Annotated in this window: 15 protein-coding genes and 1 tRNA gene; 3 read left to right on the forward strand and 13 right to left on the reverse strand. The window is 39.4% G+C overall.

What is annotated here, in order from left to right; genetic code table 11:
* Positions 1 to 9 precede the first annotated feature (9 nt).
* From BWD42_RS24485 to BWD42_RS09635, 9 genes are all read right to left on the reverse strand, one after another.
* Positions 10 to 162 (reverse strand): lmo0937 family membrane protein, encoded by a 153-nt coding sequence (locus BWD42_RS24485; protein WP_138097065.1) that lies wholly within the window; start codon positions 160 to 162, stop codon positions 10 to 12.
* Between the two features lie 71 nt (positions 163 to 233).
* On the reverse strand, positions 234 to 1010 hold the full coding sequence (locus tag BWD42_RS09600) for an MBL fold metallo-hydrolase (protein ID WP_077435394.1): 777 nt from the start codon (positions 1008 to 1010) through the stop codon (positions 234 to 236).
* Positions 1007 to 1174: a hypothetical protein gene (locus BWD42_RS24955; RefSeq protein ID WP_254846203.1), complete on the reverse strand. Its 168-nt coding sequence runs from the start codon at positions 1172 to 1174 to the stop codon at positions 1007 to 1009. Before BWD42_RS24955 ends, BWD42_RS09600 begins: the two co-directional genes overlap by 4 nt.
* Positions 1175 to 1412: 238 nt before the next feature.
* Entirely contained in the window at positions 1413 to 2540 is a 1128-nt protein-coding gene (locus tag BWD42_RS09610; protein WP_077435398.1) for a glycosyltransferase family 4 protein, read from the reverse strand.
* A gap of 6 nt (positions 2541 to 2546) precedes the next feature.
* Positions 2547 to 3497: a glycosyltransferase family 2 protein gene (locus BWD42_RS09615; RefSeq protein ID WP_077435940.1), complete on the reverse strand. Its 951-nt coding sequence runs from the start codon at positions 3495 to 3497 to the stop codon at positions 2547 to 2549.
* Between the two features lie 99 nt (positions 3498 to 3596).
* Positions 3597 to 4199, reverse strand: a complete 603-nt coding sequence (locus BWD42_RS09620) for a DUF4199 domain-containing protein (RefSeq protein ID WP_077435400.1) — start codon at positions 4197 to 4199, stop codon at positions 3597 to 3599.
* A 2-nt stretch (positions 4200 to 4201) separates the two neighbouring features.
* Positions 4202 to 4876: a hypothetical protein gene (locus BWD42_RS09625; protein ID WP_077435402.1), complete on the reverse strand. Its 675-nt coding sequence runs from the start codon at positions 4874 to 4876 to the stop codon at positions 4202 to 4204.
* Positions 4877 to 4879: 3 nt separating this feature from the next.
* Complete coding sequence (locus BWD42_RS09630) at positions 4880 to 6148, reverse strand: dihydroorotase (protein WP_077435404.1); 1269 nt, start codon at positions 6146 to 6148, stop codon at positions 4880 to 4882.
* A gap of 215 nt (positions 6149 to 6363) precedes the next feature.
* A complete protein-coding gene (locus BWD42_RS09635) occupies positions 6364 to 6933 on the reverse strand; it encodes a UbiX family flavin prenyltransferase (RefSeq protein WP_077435406.1) in 570 nt (189 codons plus the stop codon).
* Between the two features lie 349 nt (positions 6934 to 7282).
* Between BWD42_RS09635 and BWD42_RS09640 the strand changes: the two genes are divergently transcribed.
* Positions 7283 to 7933, forward strand: a complete 651-nt coding sequence (locus BWD42_RS09640; protein WP_077435408.1) for an ankyrin repeat domain-containing protein — start codon at positions 7283 to 7285, stop codon at positions 7931 to 7933.
* Here BWD42_RS09640 and BWD42_RS09645 read toward each other — a convergent pair.
* Together BWD42_RS09645 and ribD are read right to left on the reverse strand one after the other, a co-directional pair.
* Positions 7930 to 9213, reverse strand: a complete 1284-nt coding sequence (locus tag BWD42_RS09645; protein WP_077435410.1) for a DUF2851 family protein — start codon at positions 9211 to 9213, stop codon at positions 7930 to 7932. The two genes, BWD42_RS09640 and BWD42_RS09645, sit on opposite strands and share 4 nt — an antisense overlap.
* 72 nt (positions 9214 to 9285) lie before the next feature.
* Entirely contained in the window at positions 9286 to 10329 is a 1044-nt protein-coding gene (gene ribD / locus BWD42_RS09650; protein WP_077435412.1) for a bifunctional diaminohydroxyphosphoribosylaminopyrimidine deaminase/5-amino-6-(5-phosphoribosylamino)uracil reductase RibD, read from the reverse strand.
* Positions 10330 to 10362: 33 nt separating this feature from the next.
* Between ribD and prmC the strand changes: the two genes are divergently transcribed.
* Together prmC and BWD42_RS09660 are read left to right on the forward strand one after the other, a co-directional pair.
* On the forward strand, positions 10363 to 11223 hold the full coding sequence (gene prmC, locus BWD42_RS09655) for a peptide chain release factor N(5)-glutamine methyltransferase (protein ID WP_077435414.1): 861 nt from the start codon (positions 10363 to 10365) through the stop codon (positions 11221 to 11223).
* Positions 11224 to 11340: 117 nt separating this feature from the next.
* Positions 11341 to 11413, forward strand: a tRNA-Lys gene (locus tag BWD42_RS09660).
* Positions 11414 to 11471: 58 nt separating this feature from the next.
* On the opposite strand, the gene BWD42_RS09665 is transcribed toward BWD42_RS09660, so the two are convergent.
* Both BWD42_RS09665 and BWD42_RS09670 read right to left on the reverse strand, forming a co-directional pair.
* Complete coding sequence (locus BWD42_RS09665; protein ID WP_077435416.1) at positions 11472 to 13118, reverse strand: RagB/SusD family nutrient uptake outer membrane protein; 1647 nt, start codon at positions 13116 to 13118, stop codon at positions 11472 to 11474.
* Between the two features lie 24 nt (positions 13119 to 13142).
* Positions 13143 to 16346 (reverse strand): SusC/RagA family TonB-linked outer membrane protein, encoded by a 3204-nt coding sequence (locus BWD42_RS09670; protein WP_077435418.1) that lies wholly within the window; start codon positions 16344 to 16346, stop codon positions 13143 to 13145.
* Between the last annotated feature and the right edge of the window lie 62 nt (positions 16347 to 16408).

The raw sequence follows: 16408 nt of genomic DNA on the forward strand, positions 1-16408 counted from the left end.
GTGGATGGATTAGGCGTTACCACGGATTACGCGCAATAACACTACGATAATTGCAATCACCAATAGGATGTGAATGATATTCCCTCCTGCATAACCTCCAAAAAAGCTGATCGCCCAAATGATCACTAAAATAACGGCGATGATGTACAATAAATTTCCCATTTCTTTATAATTTAATAAGTTGTTCTATTTGTGTATAAGTATAACAACGAGAAATGGACTATAGTTTTATATTAAATAGAATTGTCAAGATTGATCTGCAGTCTATCGTACGCTAAATATATGTTTGGAGGTAATTCTTCTGAGACTTCAGCATGTAAGCCCATCCGATGTCCAATATGAGTAAAATAGGTCTTTTCCGCTTGAATATCTTGCGCAAATTCAATGGCTTCCTGCAATGTCAAATGAGAAATATGGGATTCTTTTTGCAAGGCATTGACCACAAGAACTTTAACACCTTCCAGTAATTTCCTCGATTCTGCTGAAATAAACTTAGCATCTGTAATATAAGCAAAATCGTCTATCCGAAATCCAAGCACGGGCATTTTATAATGCAACACTTCAATGGGGATAATCTCCTTCCCAAACAAGAGCAATGGTTCGCCAGCTTTTATTTCCTCAAGATCTAATCGAGGAGCTCCTGGATATTTAATTTCTGTAAATGCATAATAGAATTCGCGCTTTAAAGCTTCGTGAAGCGCATTTGTTCCATAAATCGAGATCGATGAATGCTGTTGGTAATTAAATGCTCTAACATCATCCAAACCGGCTATATGATCTTTATGAGAATGCGTCATTAATACAGCATCAAGGTGCATTACTTTCTCCCGCAGCATCTGATAGCGAAAATCAGGACCTGTATCAATGACGAGCGTGTGATTATTATATTCAACAAGAATGGAAGAACGCAACCGTTTATCACGTTTGTCCTGAGATAGACAGACTTGACATTGGCACGCAATAACGGGCACCCCCTGTGATGTTCCTGTTCCTAAAAATGTTACTCTCAAACTGCTGTTTTTGATTTCAATACCTCTTCATAAATCGGAAGTAGTTTTTCTGAAATAGTTGTTGCATCAATCTCGACATCCAATAGAATATTCCATAAAGACTGGATTTTTATCTCCAGATTCGAAAACTTATTCACAACTACAACCTTTGTTGCCTGTAACATACAGGCCCCGGTACGAAATGAGCCCTTTTCATACCTAACTTTATAGCCTTGTTCTTTAAAAAATTCCTCTATCTTTACTAAACTACTCTGTGTAAACGGCAACAAAATCTCTCCTCCTTATTAATTTCTTCCTCGGTATTCCAAACTTAGATAAATTTGCTTTTATATACAAATAAAATCACTTTCATACATGATCCCTCTTAACCAAAATCAATCAATCAATCAATCAATCAATCAATCAATCAATAAGCTTAAGAAGTTCATTACAAAAGGTATCCCAACTATATTTTTTCTTCTCATCAATAATATTTGTTCTGAATTGTTTCTCTTTATCATGGTGATAGAAAGACGCAATTCCCGTCGCGATACTATCAACATCGGGGCCTACAACATAGCCCACATAACCATCTTGTACCAGTTCAGGTAGTCCTCCCACATTACTAACAATCATGGGCAAATCAAAGTGATAGGCCACCTGAGTAATACCACTTTGTGTCGCGCTGCGATAGGGCAATACGACGCAGTCAGCTGCCGAAAAATAACGACCAACCTCTTGATTCGGAATAAAATCGGTATGCATATAGATCGACTCCTCCAAATGATATTTTTTAATAAGCGCAAAATAGGGTGCTGGGTCGCCGTAGAACTCTCCCGCCAACAATAGTTTGATATTTAAATCCCGGAGCCTCGCATCTGCTAAGGCCTCCAACAGCATATCCAAACCTTTATATTGTCTGATAAATCCAAAAAATAAAATTACCTTGTCTTTCTGATCAATATGGAGCAATTTACGTGCTTCAGGTTTGCTCAAATGAGCCCCATAATTATCATAAAGGGGATGGGGAGTATAGACTGCAGGCATCTGCGGACTCAGCATTTTTAATTCTGCTAGCACACTTTTACTCATCGTAACGCAGGCATCAACCGATTTTAAGAAATACCGGATTAGCAACTTGTCTCCGAATCTTTGTTCATGAGGAATGATATTATCCGCAATGCAGACAATTTTAGTATGTTTATTTTTTCGTACCTGTCGTTGAATAGTGCCTAAACAAGGACCAAAAAAGGGCATCCAAAAACGAACGATAAGTAGATCGTATCGCGCATTCCGAAGTTCCCTTCCAACCCTAAGCCAATTCAGCGGATTGATCGAATTGACCTTAGTCTTAATATTCAGCCCAGTAGGAGCCGGCTCATCTGAGTATTGGGATTTACCCGGAAAGAGAAAGTTGGGATACTGCAAAGTAAACGAGTAAATATCCACCTCATGCCCCAATTCTTGGAAGTGAGCTGCCAATCGTTCGTTGAAAGAAGCAATTCCCCCACCCCTTAGAGGGTAAGCAGAGCCCAGAATCACAATGCGCATAGTGAATTAAATGACTTTTTCAATTTGATAATCATTTCGCTCCGAACTACTTCTTGAAACCAGTTCAGCTAAAAATCCTGTCAAAAATAATTGGGTCCCTAGAATGATCGCTGTCAATGCAAAGAAAAATAATGGTTGATCAGTGATATCCCTAAATGGAGTACCACTGGCAATACTCATTAGTTTGTGACAGATTAAATAGATGGAGATAAATAAACCGGCCAAAAAGCTAATCACGCCCATGACACCAAAGAAATGCATTGGTCGCTTAGCGAATTTCCCAACAAAAAATATAGACAGCAAGTCTAAAAAACCTTTAACAAAACGTCCCGGTCCAAATTTCGTTGTTCCGTATTTACGCGGATAATGTTGAACAATTTGTTCCTGAATATTTGTAAATCCGGCCCATTTTGCAATCACGGGAATATAGCGGTGCATCTCGCCATAGACCTCTATATTCTTTACTACTTCTTTTTTATAGGCTTTTAGACCGCAGTTAAAATCATGTAAATTATGAATCCCTGACATGGACCGCGTCACACCATTGAATAATTTGGTCGGAATTGTTTTTGTTAATGGATCATAGCGTTTTTGTTTCCAACCCGAGACTAGGTCGGCACCTTTGTTCATAATTCGGTCATATAGTTCCGGGATCTCGTCTGGACTATCCTGCAAATCTGCATCCATTGTGATGACCACATCGCCCTGAGCTGCCGCAAATCCAACATTTAATGCAGCGGATTTCCCATAGTTACGTCTGAATTTGATGGCCGAAATATTGCCATTTTGCAATTTTAATTCTTCAATGATCTTCCAGGAGTTGTCTTTACTCCCATCATCAACCAGAATAATTTCATAAGAGAAATGATTGGCCGTCATTACCCGGTCAATCCAGGCAGTCAATTCGGGTAAAGATTCTTCTTCGTTAAATAACGGAACAACAACAGAAATATCCATGTGAATGTTAATCATGCTAAAAATGTACTATTTTAATACAAACAAAGGTATTACTTTTCTTAGCAATACCTTATGCGCTATACTTTATTTTATAAAAATCTACTTAGTAGGCTGCACTAATACAGGCTTTTCTCTTTTTGAAAGCGCAGATAATAACAATGCAAACACAAATTGGAACAACAATGTAATCGCAAGACCTTTAAAAATCTGGCCCAAAGTTATCTTTCCAATCGCCTCAACCTGTTTTTCTAATTCAGCAATTTTTGAATCAATGACTTCGTCAGGTACATTATTCTTTTCCATATATTCAATGGTCACATTAATAGTATGGGTCACAACTTTCTCTTGCAGAGCAGGATTCACAAAATTAACATACACCTGTGTTCCAATGGTCGAAATAATCGTCGAAATAGCCAACATCATAAAAATGGATTTAAGCGCTATGGAAAAACTCCAGTAGCCTCCATTCGCTTTTCTAAGAGAAAAGGAAAACAATGCAGATATAATAACAAATATACCCGTATTGACAATAAATGACATAGACATAACTCCCCAGAAGGAATTCAGGTCTTTAACGACGAACAAAACGACTAATCCAAGAATAAAAGAAATTATGCCCAGAATGATGCCATAGATAATACTCTTTTTCTTGTCAATTACCGCATCGAATCCGGCATTGCTGGGGTTAATTGAATCTGTCATATTTATTTATTGTAATAAGTACTAAGAACTTTATAGAGAGCCAAATCAAACGCTTTATTGTTTGACGCCGCAGCATACTCCTCAAATTGTTTATCACTAGGTCTCAATTCACTAAAGAAACTCATTACAGGATAAAACAATTCATATACTTCGCTTCTAGGATTAACACTTTTCGCTACTTTGGCTATTTCAGCATATGGACTATCCACTAGAATCTGATTGGCGATAATATCTTCATAGATTTCATGCTCATCCTGAAATTCATCTTCATCAACCAATAAAAACTCCTTTAGGAAATCATCTAATTCCGGCTCTATCTCATCATCTTTACATTCACCTAAGTAAAGGAAAATGTTCAACAATTCAGTCCCACGATCTATCGTCTCATCTTCAATTGCTTCCCATTCTTCCGAATCCAGGTAATCATCTTCAAGCTTGAGCACGTCATTAGAAAAGAAATTCATTAACAGTAAGTCAACATAAACTTCGCGAAGTTCGTCAAACAAAGGATAATCGTCAAAAGACTGATCCAAAAGATCCAACTTCTCCAAATAAGTGGCTTCAGTATTGAATACTTGAATGATTTTTACCAGAAATTCTGGGGCTGTATCAATCTCGTCAACTTTTCCATAATTTAAAATACCTGCTTCAACAGCAGCTTTTATGTTTGCTTCCATGGTTTAATCGTTTTTAATGATTTGATTATTATTGATGACCAATTCGACAGCCCCCTTTAGTGTCTGTCCGAATAGTGGAGAGTTTTTTGATTTTGATTTATTTGTCTTTTCATCGAAATTCCAGGATTTCGCAAGATCGAACAATACAAGATTTGCCATTGCTCCTATTTTAATTTCCGGAACCGGCAAACCAAGAATTTGTCTTGGTCTAACCGAAAGACTGTTTACAATTTGCTCTTCGTTTAATCCAGCACGAACCAACAAAGGTAATACGGTTTGTAATCCTATAATACCATTTTTTGCGATATGAAATTCAACATTTTTAAATTCTATCTCCTGTGGCGTATGTTGCGATACTACCGCATCTATTACACCATCCTTTACGCCTTTTATAAGCGCTTTGGCATCAGATTTAGTTCTTAACGGCGGGCTAACTTTATAGTTACTATCAAAACCTAGGATATCTTCATCCGTAAAAACCAACTGATGAGCCGCCACATCACAAGTTACCCGAAGCCCTTTTGCTTTTGCCTTCTTGATTAGATCAACAGCTTCAGGTGTACTGATTGAAGCAAAATGTATTGGAGCTTCCGTGTATTCAGCAAGATATAGATCACGGGACACCATTAATGATTCTGCGAGATTGGGAATTCCTTTCATTCCTAAATAGGTGCTCATCGTTCCCTCATTCATTTTATTTCCGCCTGCCATAGACTCGTCTTCGGCATGTGAAAAGATCAGTCCTTCAAATCCTTTGGCATACAACAACGCTCGGCTCATTAAGCCCGCTTGTTGCACACTTTTATTTCCATCACTGAAAGCTACGGCACCATTCTGTTTCATATCATAGAGCTCGGCCATTTCTTTACCTTCCCGCTTCTTGCTAATTGCACCAATAGGATGTACATCGACAATATTTCCTTTTGCCGCATTGACGACAAGCGCAACTTCAGACCGGCTCTGAATTGTCGGTTCGGTATTAGGCATCACCGCAACGGCAGTAAAACCACCAGCAGCAGCGGCAGCTGTCCCAGTTTGGATATCTTCTTTTGTCTCTAAACCCGGCTCCCCAAAATTGGCATGTAAATCGAAAAATCCGGGCGATAACAGCTTACCCGTTCCATCGATGGTCTCTACGTTTTTATCAGCTACTTTGATGATATTTCCAATCTGTGCAATCTTTCCTTTTTCGATGAATATGTCAACAGTCTGCTGATGATGTTCGTTACCAGGCAAAATTACTTTAACAGAAGTAATCAATAAGCTTTTCATATATGAATGTGATTGAAATTAATAGGATACAAATTGTCTGTTGAAGCATATAGGGTGTTTTGTAATGGCAAACAAAAAAAAGATTTATCACTATAGATTGTATAGCTATAAACAGAGTTTTCGCGTGATGCCTTTGATTGCTTCATTTCGAGAAACAAAGTTACAAAATACAATTTTATTATAGAACACTAAAAATAGATTTCAGCAAACATTCACTAGGAGTTTTCTCCCCATTGATAATGTTTAAAATCAAATCCGGCCAAACTCAAAATTCGATCGACCACTGTCTCAGCCAACTCCTCCAATGTTTTGGGTAAGCTATAGAATGACGGAGAAGCTGGACAAATGACCCCTCCCGCCTCAGTGACAAGTTTCATATTCTGAATATGGATAATACTTAAAGGCGTCTCACGTGTAACCAAAATAAGCTTTCGCCTCTCCTTCAACATGACATCCGCTGCTCGGGTAGTCAGATCTGACGAAGTTCCATAGGCAATTCTTGATAAGGTTCCCATAGAACAGGGACAAACTATCATTGTATCGAAACGCGCTGAACCTGATGCAAAGGGAGCAAAAAAATCATTTTTATCATAGAATTTAAAAGGTACATCCTGATAGCTCTCATCACCCAATTCGGCTCGCCATACATCCTTCGCATTATTTGACATCACAATACCAACCTCTGCGATCTGCGATCTTAGCGAATTCAGTTTTTCCAGCAACAACTTCGCATATATAGAGCCACTCGCTCCAGTAATAGCAACAACAATCTTTCTTTTGGACATTTCTTTTAAATATAAAACAAAGCTATAAAAAAAGGGTCGAAGTGAGAAACACCCGACCCTACATCTACCTATGAAAAACATGCCCTTGGGAGGGGCTTAACAAAAGTACATCTACTTTTTAATTTTCAAAAATAATATATGAATTACTACACATTTGTGTATATAAATTTTAAAAAAAATGCCTATTTCAGCAGGATTCGCATGTTGATTATTATTCAATTTTATATCCTCGATACTTTTCCGCCATTCTTTGACCTCCAAATTCAGTAAATAAATTCCTTATCCAAACGATTATTTTTCATTAATAAAACTTATTTTAGTGGAAGAGTTACGCAATTATATTTGAAAAATGAGCCTTTCTGTTTTAGAGCAATATATCGAAGAGGGTAAAAGTCATGACATCGATCTATTATTGATTGGAAACCCCGAATTATTACAAGAGACGACCAGTCATGATATTTCCCCCCTATTATTAGCATGTTATTATAACAAACCACAAATTGTCCGAATCCTGCTACAGCATACCAAAACAATGACTATCCATGAGGCTTGTGCTGCAGGGTTAACGTCATATGTAGAAGCTATTATCCATCAAGCTCCATCCGTTGTCAACGAATGGTCGTCCCATGGTTTTACGCCTTTGTTACTGGCAACTTATTTCAACAAAGCTGATATCGTCCGTCTATTACTGTCCAAAAAAGTAAACCCGAATATAGCCAGTAGAAACGAACAGCTCACCTATCCCTTGCATATTGCCGCATCCAATAATAACGAGGAAATCGGCAAAATGCTTATTGAAGCCGATGCTGATGTCAATGCTATCCAGGCAACAGGTGAAACGGCTTTACATTTTGCCGCCCAGCACGGAAATATTGATTTCATTGTAGCCTTATTGGAATTTGGCGCGGATACCAAAATTGTCAACCTGACAGGACTGGCTCCGGCGGATCTCGCTTCTGAAAAAGGGTATAAAGAAATCGCAGAAATACTGGCGAACTAACCACTTCTCAAAATTTCGGCACCAATCCTACAATGAAGGCATTGCTTCTTGTCGCAATATAATTTCTTCAACTGCAATATAGCCTGGCTTTGAGAAGCATTTTCTGCAACCCATTCAAATGCTTCAAAACGTTTTATGATTGTATTTTTTTCGGCTGGTAGACTCTCCATAAAGTAGATAGCTCTGTCGATATATTTCTCTATCCCATAATACTTCCCATAAGCAAAAAGAAAGAGCACAACTACGTTAATAAGGAGGACATCAATGGTACCTTTTCCTATTTTCCCTGAATGTTCAATGGACGCCTTTCCTCCTAATGAAAAACGATACTTCCAGTATTCATTTAACGGTCCTATACCAAACAACAATCGTGCATCCTCCAAATTCTCCAAACATAAAATCGTTGAAAGACTCAATGATTTCTGACTAAACAATGCGACCAACTGCGCGATGCGAATCTCAGGAAAATTATAAGGTCTCATTCTCAACTTTTTCCATCCTCCATTTACCACGGCAATTTCATGAACACGCTGCTGATAAATAAACTCTCTATAGCGTAAATTCACATATTCGTCATCTCCTTCACCGGGTAAAAACCCCGCCGTTCCAAAAAAAATCGCCTCGATCTTCAATATATCCGAACGATATTTATGTAATAAGGGCAATGGAAGCTTCTCCCCTAGCTCATGAAATGTCTCTGTATTCACCTTTAGGCCCATGCACCTACACATCCAGATCCAGAAAACCTTCTCCCAATCATTTCCATAGTCAGCCAACAAGCCAAAGATCGCCTGAACTTTCATTTCCAAACGCTCATAAGATAAGGCATCCAACCACATCGTTTTCTTTACCGAATCAACGGAACTAAGCTGCGGCTGACAAGGAATCCAGCTGTTGGTATTCATCATCATCGAATACTTATCAAGTAAATGGGGATCTACATATTCCGAAAGCAGCATGGTTGGAATAACAGTTCCATCACTGCGCTGTATGACTTTATCATTTACCCAAACAACATGAAGTATGACATTATTATAAGCAGTATCATCTTGATGATGATGCCGATCCCAGTCCGACGAACGAATATGAATTTCAATATTTCCATACCATACCCTATCTCCCAGTATGATATGAGACATTAAAAAATCAGGTCCTGCATTCAGGTTATGCTGACCAAGGTTTATCACGGTCAACGGCTCTCCATCACTAGATCGCAATCCTATTGGATTGAATAGCCGTAGTTTCCAGATAAACTGCATTAAGTTTTCTGTAACCACCATAGATTGTATACTAAAAAATTAGATCCTGTAGATCAAAGGTTTATAATTTCCTAAATATACAATTTATCGGAATCATTTCACATAAACCACAAGCAAATCATTGGAAATCATCTTTTTTTCAAGAACTCTTGCATTCAATTTTGGAGCTGGTACACCAGTATGCAATTCTGACTCAGATTGAAATACCCGCGCTTCATCCCAGAGACCGGCATCAATAAATGTTTGTAAAGTTTTAGCTCCTCCCTCAATGATAATAGACTGCACATCCATCAGATACAATTGATAAAGGATGCTCTGTGGTAAATATAGGCCATAGTTTTCAAGCCCAATATGCTTAATACGGCCTTGCCAATCTGTTTTTGTACCATTAAACACAATGGTATCGGCTTGTTCATCAAAAATTTTAGCCTCCGGTGAAATGACCAGATCTCGATCTATCAACACACGGATTGGATGTTTACCTTTCCAATGCCTAACGGTCAAACTGGGATTGTCAATCCGGGCAGTATTTGTCCCCACTAAAATTGCATCCTCTTCTGCGCGCCAACGATGAGTCAGTTGCTGACTAGCGGCGTTACTAATCCAAACCTGCTTATCCTCTTGGCCTATTAAGCCATCTTTAGATTGGGCCCATTTTAAAATAACATAGGGGCGGTGTTGGCTAATTCGTGTAAAAAAACGGCGGTTGAGCCAGATCGCCTCTTTCTCCAAAAGCCCAATTTCAACTTCAATACCAGCCTCTTTTAATATTTCAATACCTTTCCCATTGACCTTCGCATAAGGATCCAAACAAGCTACAAAAACTTTCTTTGGTTTTAGATCAGCAATCATATTCGCACAAGGTGGAGTTTTACCATAATGTGCACAGGGCTCAAGGCTCACATAAAATGTACTTGCAGCCAATAATTCCTTTGCCCTATCACCATACCTGTCCAACACCTGACTTACGGCGTTAACTTCAGCATGCGGACCGCCGTAAGGAGAAGTATATCCCTCGCCTAAAATTTGGTCATCATGAACGATAACTGCACCCACCATGGGGTTTGGACTGACAGATCCTGCTCCTAGCTGAGCGAGATCCAAACAGCGTTGCATATATTGCCTGTGCATATTCATAATGCAAATCTATGAAAATCGTACCTTTGACGCATGAGAATACTTCAAGATTTCGAATTATCGTTTCAGCGTGAATTAAAGTCCATATATGACAATGACGAAATAAAATCTATATTTCTACTTGTCGTGGAAGAACTATTGGGTATAAAAAGAATAGCTTACCAGCTGAATAAAGGCGATTCAGTCTCAGAAACGGATTCTGTTCGCTTTCTGGATATTCTACAGGATCTCAAAAAAAGCAGGCCCATACAATATATCTTAAATAGAGCAGATTTTTATGGTGAGTTATTTGAAGTCAATGAATCGGTTTTGATACCAAGACAAGAAACAGAGGAATTAGTTGATTTAATTATAAAAACACATACCGATTCATCTGGGTTGAAGGTTATTGATATCGGAACAGGTTCAGGTTGCATTCCTATTATCCTATCAAAATACTTGAATGAGGCAAAGGTGACCACAGTGGATATTTCCAAAGAAGCCATTCATACGGCTCAAAAAAACGCCCAGCGGCTAGGGCAACCTGTACATTTCATAAATGCAGATATTTTAGAGTGGGATTACATATTTTCAGACCAACAATACGATATTATTGTTTCTAATCCCCCTTATATCACCCCAAAAGAAAAACAGCAGATGCAGCAAAATGTATTAGATTACGAACCTGCACTCGCTTTGTTCATTGAAGAAAGTGCACCATTGATCTTTTATGACGTGATTTCATCTTTTGCATTAAAACATTTAGTCCCTGATGGCGATCTCTATTTCGAAATTAATCAATATTTAGGTTTCGAAACGAAGGATCTTATCGAGAAAAAAGGCTTCCAACAAGTACAACTGATTAAAGATATCCATGGTGCTGACCGGATAATCCATGCGAAGAAAAAAGCCTAAAAAAATTAATCTTTTTATTTATTAGACAGTTAAGATCAATTAAGCAAATTTAAAAGCCAATTATTTGGAGTGTATCGAAAGAAATTCTACCTTTGCATCACTTTCAAAAACAGAAAGGATTCCGTAGCTCAGCTGGTAGAGCAATACACTTTTAATGTATGGGTCCTGGGTTCGAATCCCAGCGGGATCACAAAAGAAAAGCTAATCAAACGATTAGCTTTTCTTGTTTACAACCTCAAAACCTAATTTTACCAGCCCGGATTTTGTAAAAGCTTCCCATTATATAAAGCAACCTCCCTGGTTGGCAAAGGCCGTAAATAATGTTTATCAGGATCAAATTTTCTTGCCGAAGCAGGTTGAACGATCAGAAAACCATTCGCATCAGTTCTGGCTTGAAAGCCTGCGCCATTATATGGCGCAATATTCTGCCATGCCGAGCCTTTGATCTTTATCCCTTTAATATCCTGAATCATTTCACTTTCAGCTGTTTTCCAACGCCTGATATCATCATAGCGAAAGCCCTCTAGCGCGAACTCCACATTCCGCTCCCTTCTTATCTCTGTTCTCATATCCAACCCATTGGCAGTTAAAAATTCATTTTTCAATGCTGGCATGCCCGCTCTGGCACGCAACAGGTTTACTGTTTTGTCAAGTTCAGCATCAGACAGCTTACCATTCTTTTCATATAGCGCCTCTGCATAGCTCAGCAATACTTCCGCATATCGGATAATATGACAGTCATAACCGAAATTATCCCCATTGTTAGTATTCCCATATACATTTTCTGAAAGGTATTTGTAGGTGATGTAACCAGTATTGGCATTACGCTGTGGTGAATTAGGCCAGTTTACAACAGGAACGACCGGGTTGAAAACTTCGATAATAGGAGTACCGGGAATCAGTAAAGTCATGGTCATTCTTGGATCCCGGTTATCAAACTCGGAACTGACCGTCTGGTAGCCGTTAAACTGACCGGATTTTGTTATCGGCAGTCCGTCTTTACACAAATACATATCCGCCAGCTTCTTAGTCGCCAGGTAGCAAACTGTACCTACCACAGAATAAGGATATTGCTGTCCAGAAATATTGACTTCATATCGGCGATCCAATATGCTTTCCTTTGAATCGTCCCCTTCCTCAATAAAAAGATACCGGTAACTCTGGGCTCCTTTACCAGTAAACAATGCATATTCACCACTATTGATGACATGCTCCGCCGCAGTAATAGCCATATTTAGATAATCAAGACCATTACCATTCCTGAATTTCTGCCATGTACCTTCAAATAAAGCAATCCTTGCTTTTAAGGATTCTGCGGTACCTTTAGTAATTCGTCCCACATCCGATACCGAAAGTGCACTCTTGACAGGCAGGTCTGCTACTGCATCGCTAAGATCCTTCAATATAAAATCTACCGTTTCCTTTCGTTCGGATCTTGCAGTATACAGATCGGGATCATTCACATCAAGCACTTTGGTAATCAATGGTACACCGCCATATAGACGAAATAAGAGCCAATAATTGTAAGCCCGAAAAAACTTGGCTTCTGCAACATAGTTTTTAATGCCAGGATCAGTCAATCCTTCACCTTTGGCAATAATATTATTGGCGTTGCGGATATAATAATAAGCATTCGTCCAAGTCGAAGATACATCTGGAGGCAAATAATCACCATCACTGATGGCATTCGCCACATTGAAAGCAATATCAGATTCTGTATCGCTGAAATTAAAACCAACAAGCGAATTGTACAGGCCATTGGCTCCTAGTTTAAAATCTGCGGCAGTTTTATAGAAAGTGACATCGGAAAGCGTGTCCTTTGGCTTTAAGTCCAGTGTCTTTTTACAACTGGTCATGAGCAGGCCACATAGTAATAGTATAGAAAAATGTTTCATGACAATATCTTTTTGAATAGATTCTTAAAATTTAATATTCAGGCCCACAGAACTCACCCTTGTAAAAGGATAAGTTACCTCGTTTGAGTTCTGATAGCCCTCTTCCGGATCAAAAGAACGCCCCCAAGTACCTTTAGAGAAGGTAAACAGATCTTGGCCGCTAACATAAAAACGGATACCATTCAGGCGTAGACGTCTACAGAAAACTTCAGGAACGTTATACCCTAGTGTAATCACCTTGACTCTAAGATAAGAGAGGGCATTTACCCGCATGGAAGAGTATTGCCAGTTGTAATTCAGCAAATTGTCAAAACCTACTGAACCCGGAATCAAACGGGGATACTTGGCATCTGTATGCTCTGGGGTCCATGATTTATTATAGAAATATTCCAAAGGTTGAAAGTAAATTGCACTCATAGGAACCGCAAAAGAACCATCCCTTATATTCACCTGTTTCCCAACACCTTGCAGCATCAACGATAGATCAAAATTGGAATAGGCCAGATTAAAATTTAGAGAGAAAGTATATCTTGGCAAAATACTACCTAGATTTACCATATCCCCTTTCGAACCCTTGACCGGATCACCATAAGCAGTGATCTTTCCATCTCCATCCACGTCTTTATACATCATATCGCCCAGTCCAATATTAGAGGGAATACCTCCTAGTTTCTTATATTCAGCCAATTGTTCCGCATTCTGAATAATGCCCACAGCTTCATATCCAAAATAACTATTCAAAGAATAACCCTGGTGCGCAAAGTTCAACCCCTGTTTTAACACGTCATTCCCTTTTAGCTCCACAAGTTTATTCTTACTATCATTGAGGATACCGGTCACGCTATATCTAAATTTACCGACTTGGTCCTTCCAGCCAAGTGAAAGGTCAAAACCTCGCGTAACCAAGTGCCCAAGATTTTGGCTAGGGGGTGTTCCACCGAGGGTAACCGGCACCTGTACATTCACCAACATATTCCTGTTCTGTTTATCGTAAACATCGAAACTTCCAGTCAAACGGTTATCCATAAAACCAAAATCAAGTCCGAAGTTGGTGGTTTCAATCGTTTCCCATGTCCTGGTCGTTGACGCAATTCCAGAAACTGCCCCTGGTAATTTGGCATTTGGAAGCCCAAGAGGATAGCCCCCGCTAATGGTAACAAGGGGAATATAACCATAGTTCCCAAAAGCACCGATCTCCTGATTACCTGCTTTACCCCAAGATGCCCTGAATTTCAGGTTATCTATAAAACTTAATGACTTAATGAATTTTTCCTGACCTAGACTATAAGCGGCCGAAACGGCCGGAAATACTGCGCTCCATCGCTGGTCTGGTGCGAACTTAGAACTTCCGTCTATGCGGAGAGTAGCATCCAGAAACAATTTATTTTTGAACGTATAACTCAACCTACTGAAATAAGAGTCTAATGCCCAATCGGTATCATAACCACTTAGGCTTGTATAATCAGCTTTGGTTTGATCGGCCAGTCCGAGGGTAAAGATTTCATTTCCTGGAAAGTTGGATGCGCTCACTGACTGGCCTAGATCGGTATACTTTTCAAAAGAAGTACCAGCCATCAAATTGAAATTATGCTCGCCGAAAGTCCTGGCATATTCCAGAAAACCAGTATAAGATCTATAAATATTTCTGTTACTGGTGTAATAGGCTGAATTTAGCGGGTTCCTATACCCCTGCAAACCTCCTTCATAATTGTACTCAGTAAAAGTTCTATAATTGCCATTATCATAGTAATTATTATTGGTCACTCCCACCTGACCCGTCAGCCTCAATCCTTTTAACAGCTCTACATCAGCCTTCACATTAAAAGCAAACCCAGAAGAATTTGTCTGTCGCTTACCGCCTTCTTCTAATTCCTGTGCAGGATTTACATACCCCTGATAAGTATAATACTGTCCAAGAGGATTTCTTAAGGGCACAAAATTGAAAATCCGTGGTATATTATGCATTACATCCGCAATCGAAGAAGGCTCATGGATAATATCATTACTGTAACTGTTTCTGGTCTGTACATTGATTTTGTCCAACAGCTTAAAGTCGTAGTTCATACGAAGGTTATAACGGTTGGTATAGTTTTTTCCGTAATTGAACACTCCGTTGTCATTCGTATAACCAGCAGAAAACAAATAAGAACTGTTTTCACCGCCTCCGTTCACGCTCAGATTATGGTTTTGCTGGATCGCATTTCCATAGACTATTTTGTTCCAGTCGTTATCTGTATAAAATCCTGGATAGTCCTGTAGGTAAGTTACCCAACCTGTTTTGGGATCAGGGGCGGCACCTTGTTTAATCTTATCCATTACTCCGGCAGGCAGACCGTCTAGTCCCACATTCTTCAGGGATTCATCCGTCATTTCGGCAAACTGTAGGGTTGATGTTACTTTCTTGAGAAAGTCCGGTGTTTTAATTCCAAAATTTCCGGAATAACTCACCTGCGGAATACCTTTTGCGCCTTTTTTCGTGGTAATTAGCACCACTCCATCGGCTGCCCGCGCACCGTAGATAGAAGCCGCAGCATCTTTTAAGACGGTAACACTTGCGATATCATTTGGGTTCAGACTATAAATATCCCCATTTACCCCATCGATCAGTACCAATGGCTTATTTCCGTTCACAGAAGAAAAACCTCTAATCTGCAGATCGTAACCTTGACGCCCTGGCTGTCCGCTGCTCCGCACCACAGTTAAACCCGAAATGGCTCCTTGTAGAGCACTAGAGGCATTCACCAAGGGCCGGGACTCAAACGCTTTGCTGTCGATCTGGGAAATAGAACCTGTAACGGAAGCCTTATCCTTGGTCGTATAGCCTACAACAATGACCTCCTTGAGCTTTGAATCATCCGCCGCTAATGTAACATCGATCGTGGACCGCCCTCCCACAGCTTCCTCTTTTTCGGTATAGCCTATAAATTTGAAGACCAGAATACCTTCTGTTCTTGGCAGTTTAATAGTATACCGACCTTGTGCATTGGATACTGAACCTATCTTTGTACCTTTTAATAATACGGTGGCTCCCGATAACGGCGTACCTAGATGGTCTGTGATCTTTCCTTGAACAGTGAGGCTGTCTGCGCGCCATTTATCCGCGAAACGGACAGGCCGGTTGACTTCCGCATGTAGGGCGATGGGTGACAGCGGGAATAATAAGACCAAGCCTGATAGCACTTTTAATGGCTTTATCCCAACTGTTCGTTTTGATAGAAAAAAATTCATACGTTTACAAAGTTTGGTTAAAGTTGAACTTAGGTTCGATGTAAAGCTAAAAACAAACGTTT

Origin of the sequence: Sphingobacterium sp. CZ-UAM, from assembly GCF_002000245.1 — a bacterium.
Classification (GTDB): domain Bacteria; phylum Bacteroidota; class Bacteroidia; order Sphingobacteriales; family Sphingobacteriaceae; genus Sphingobacterium.

What these genes read in the sequence shown, in the direction of transcription:
- prmC (WP_077435414.1), top strand. Translation starts at nt 10,363, where the DNA reads ATGAGAATACTTCAAGATTTCGAATTATCGTTTCAGCGTGAATTAAAG.
- BWD42_RS09670 (WP_077435418.1), bottom strand. Translation starts at nt 16,346, where the DNA reads ATGAATTTTTTTCTATCAAAACGAACAGTTGGGATAAAGCCATTAAAA.
- ribD (WP_077435412.1), bottom strand. Translation starts at nt 10,329, where the DNA reads ATGAATATGCACAGGCAATATATGCAACGCTGTTTGGATCTCGCTCAG.
- BWD42_RS09665 (WP_077435416.1), bottom strand. Translation starts at nt 13,118, where the DNA reads ATGAAACATTTTTCTATACTATTACTATGTGGCCTGCTCATGACCAGT.
- BWD42_RS09630 (WP_077435404.1), bottom strand. Translation starts at nt 6,148, where the DNA reads ATGAAAAGCTTATTGATTACTTCTGTTAAAGTAATTTTGCCTGGTAAC.
- BWD42_RS09615 (WP_077435940.1), bottom strand. Translation starts at nt 3,497, where the DNA reads ATGGATATTTCTGTTGTTGTTCCGTTATTTAACGAAGAAGAATCTTTA.
- BWD42_RS09645 (WP_077435410.1), bottom strand. Translation starts at nt 9,213, where the DNA reads ATGGTGGTTACAGAAAACTTAATGCAGTTTATCTGGAAACTACGGCTA.
- BWD42_RS24485 (WP_138097065.1), bottom strand. Translation starts at nt 162, where the DNA reads ATGGGAAATTTATTGTACATCATCGCCGTTATTTTAGTGATCATTTGG.
- BWD42_RS24955 (WP_254846203.1), bottom strand. Translation starts at nt 1,174, where the DNA reads ATGTTACAGGCAACAAAGGTTGTAGTTGTGAATAAGTTTTCGAATCTG.
- BWD42_RS09620 (WP_077435400.1), bottom strand. Translation starts at nt 4,199, where the DNA reads ATGACAGATTCAATTAACCCCAGCAATGCCGGATTCGATGCGGTAATT.
- BWD42_RS09635 (WP_077435406.1), bottom strand. Translation starts at nt 6,933, where the DNA reads ATGTCCAAAAGAAAGATTGTTGTTGCTATTACTGGAGCGAGTGGCTCT.
- BWD42_RS09625 (WP_077435402.1), bottom strand. Translation starts at nt 4,876, where the DNA reads ATGGAAGCAAACATAAAAGCTGCTGTTGAAGCAGGTATTTTAAATTAT.
- BWD42_RS09610 (WP_077435398.1), bottom strand. Translation starts at nt 2,540, where the DNA reads ATGCGCATTGTGATTCTGGGCTCTGCTTACCCTCTAAGGGGTGGGGGA.
- BWD42_RS09640 (WP_077435408.1), top strand. Translation starts at nt 7,283, where the DNA reads ATGAGCCTTTCTGTTTTAGAGCAATATATCGAAGAGGGTAAAAGTCAT.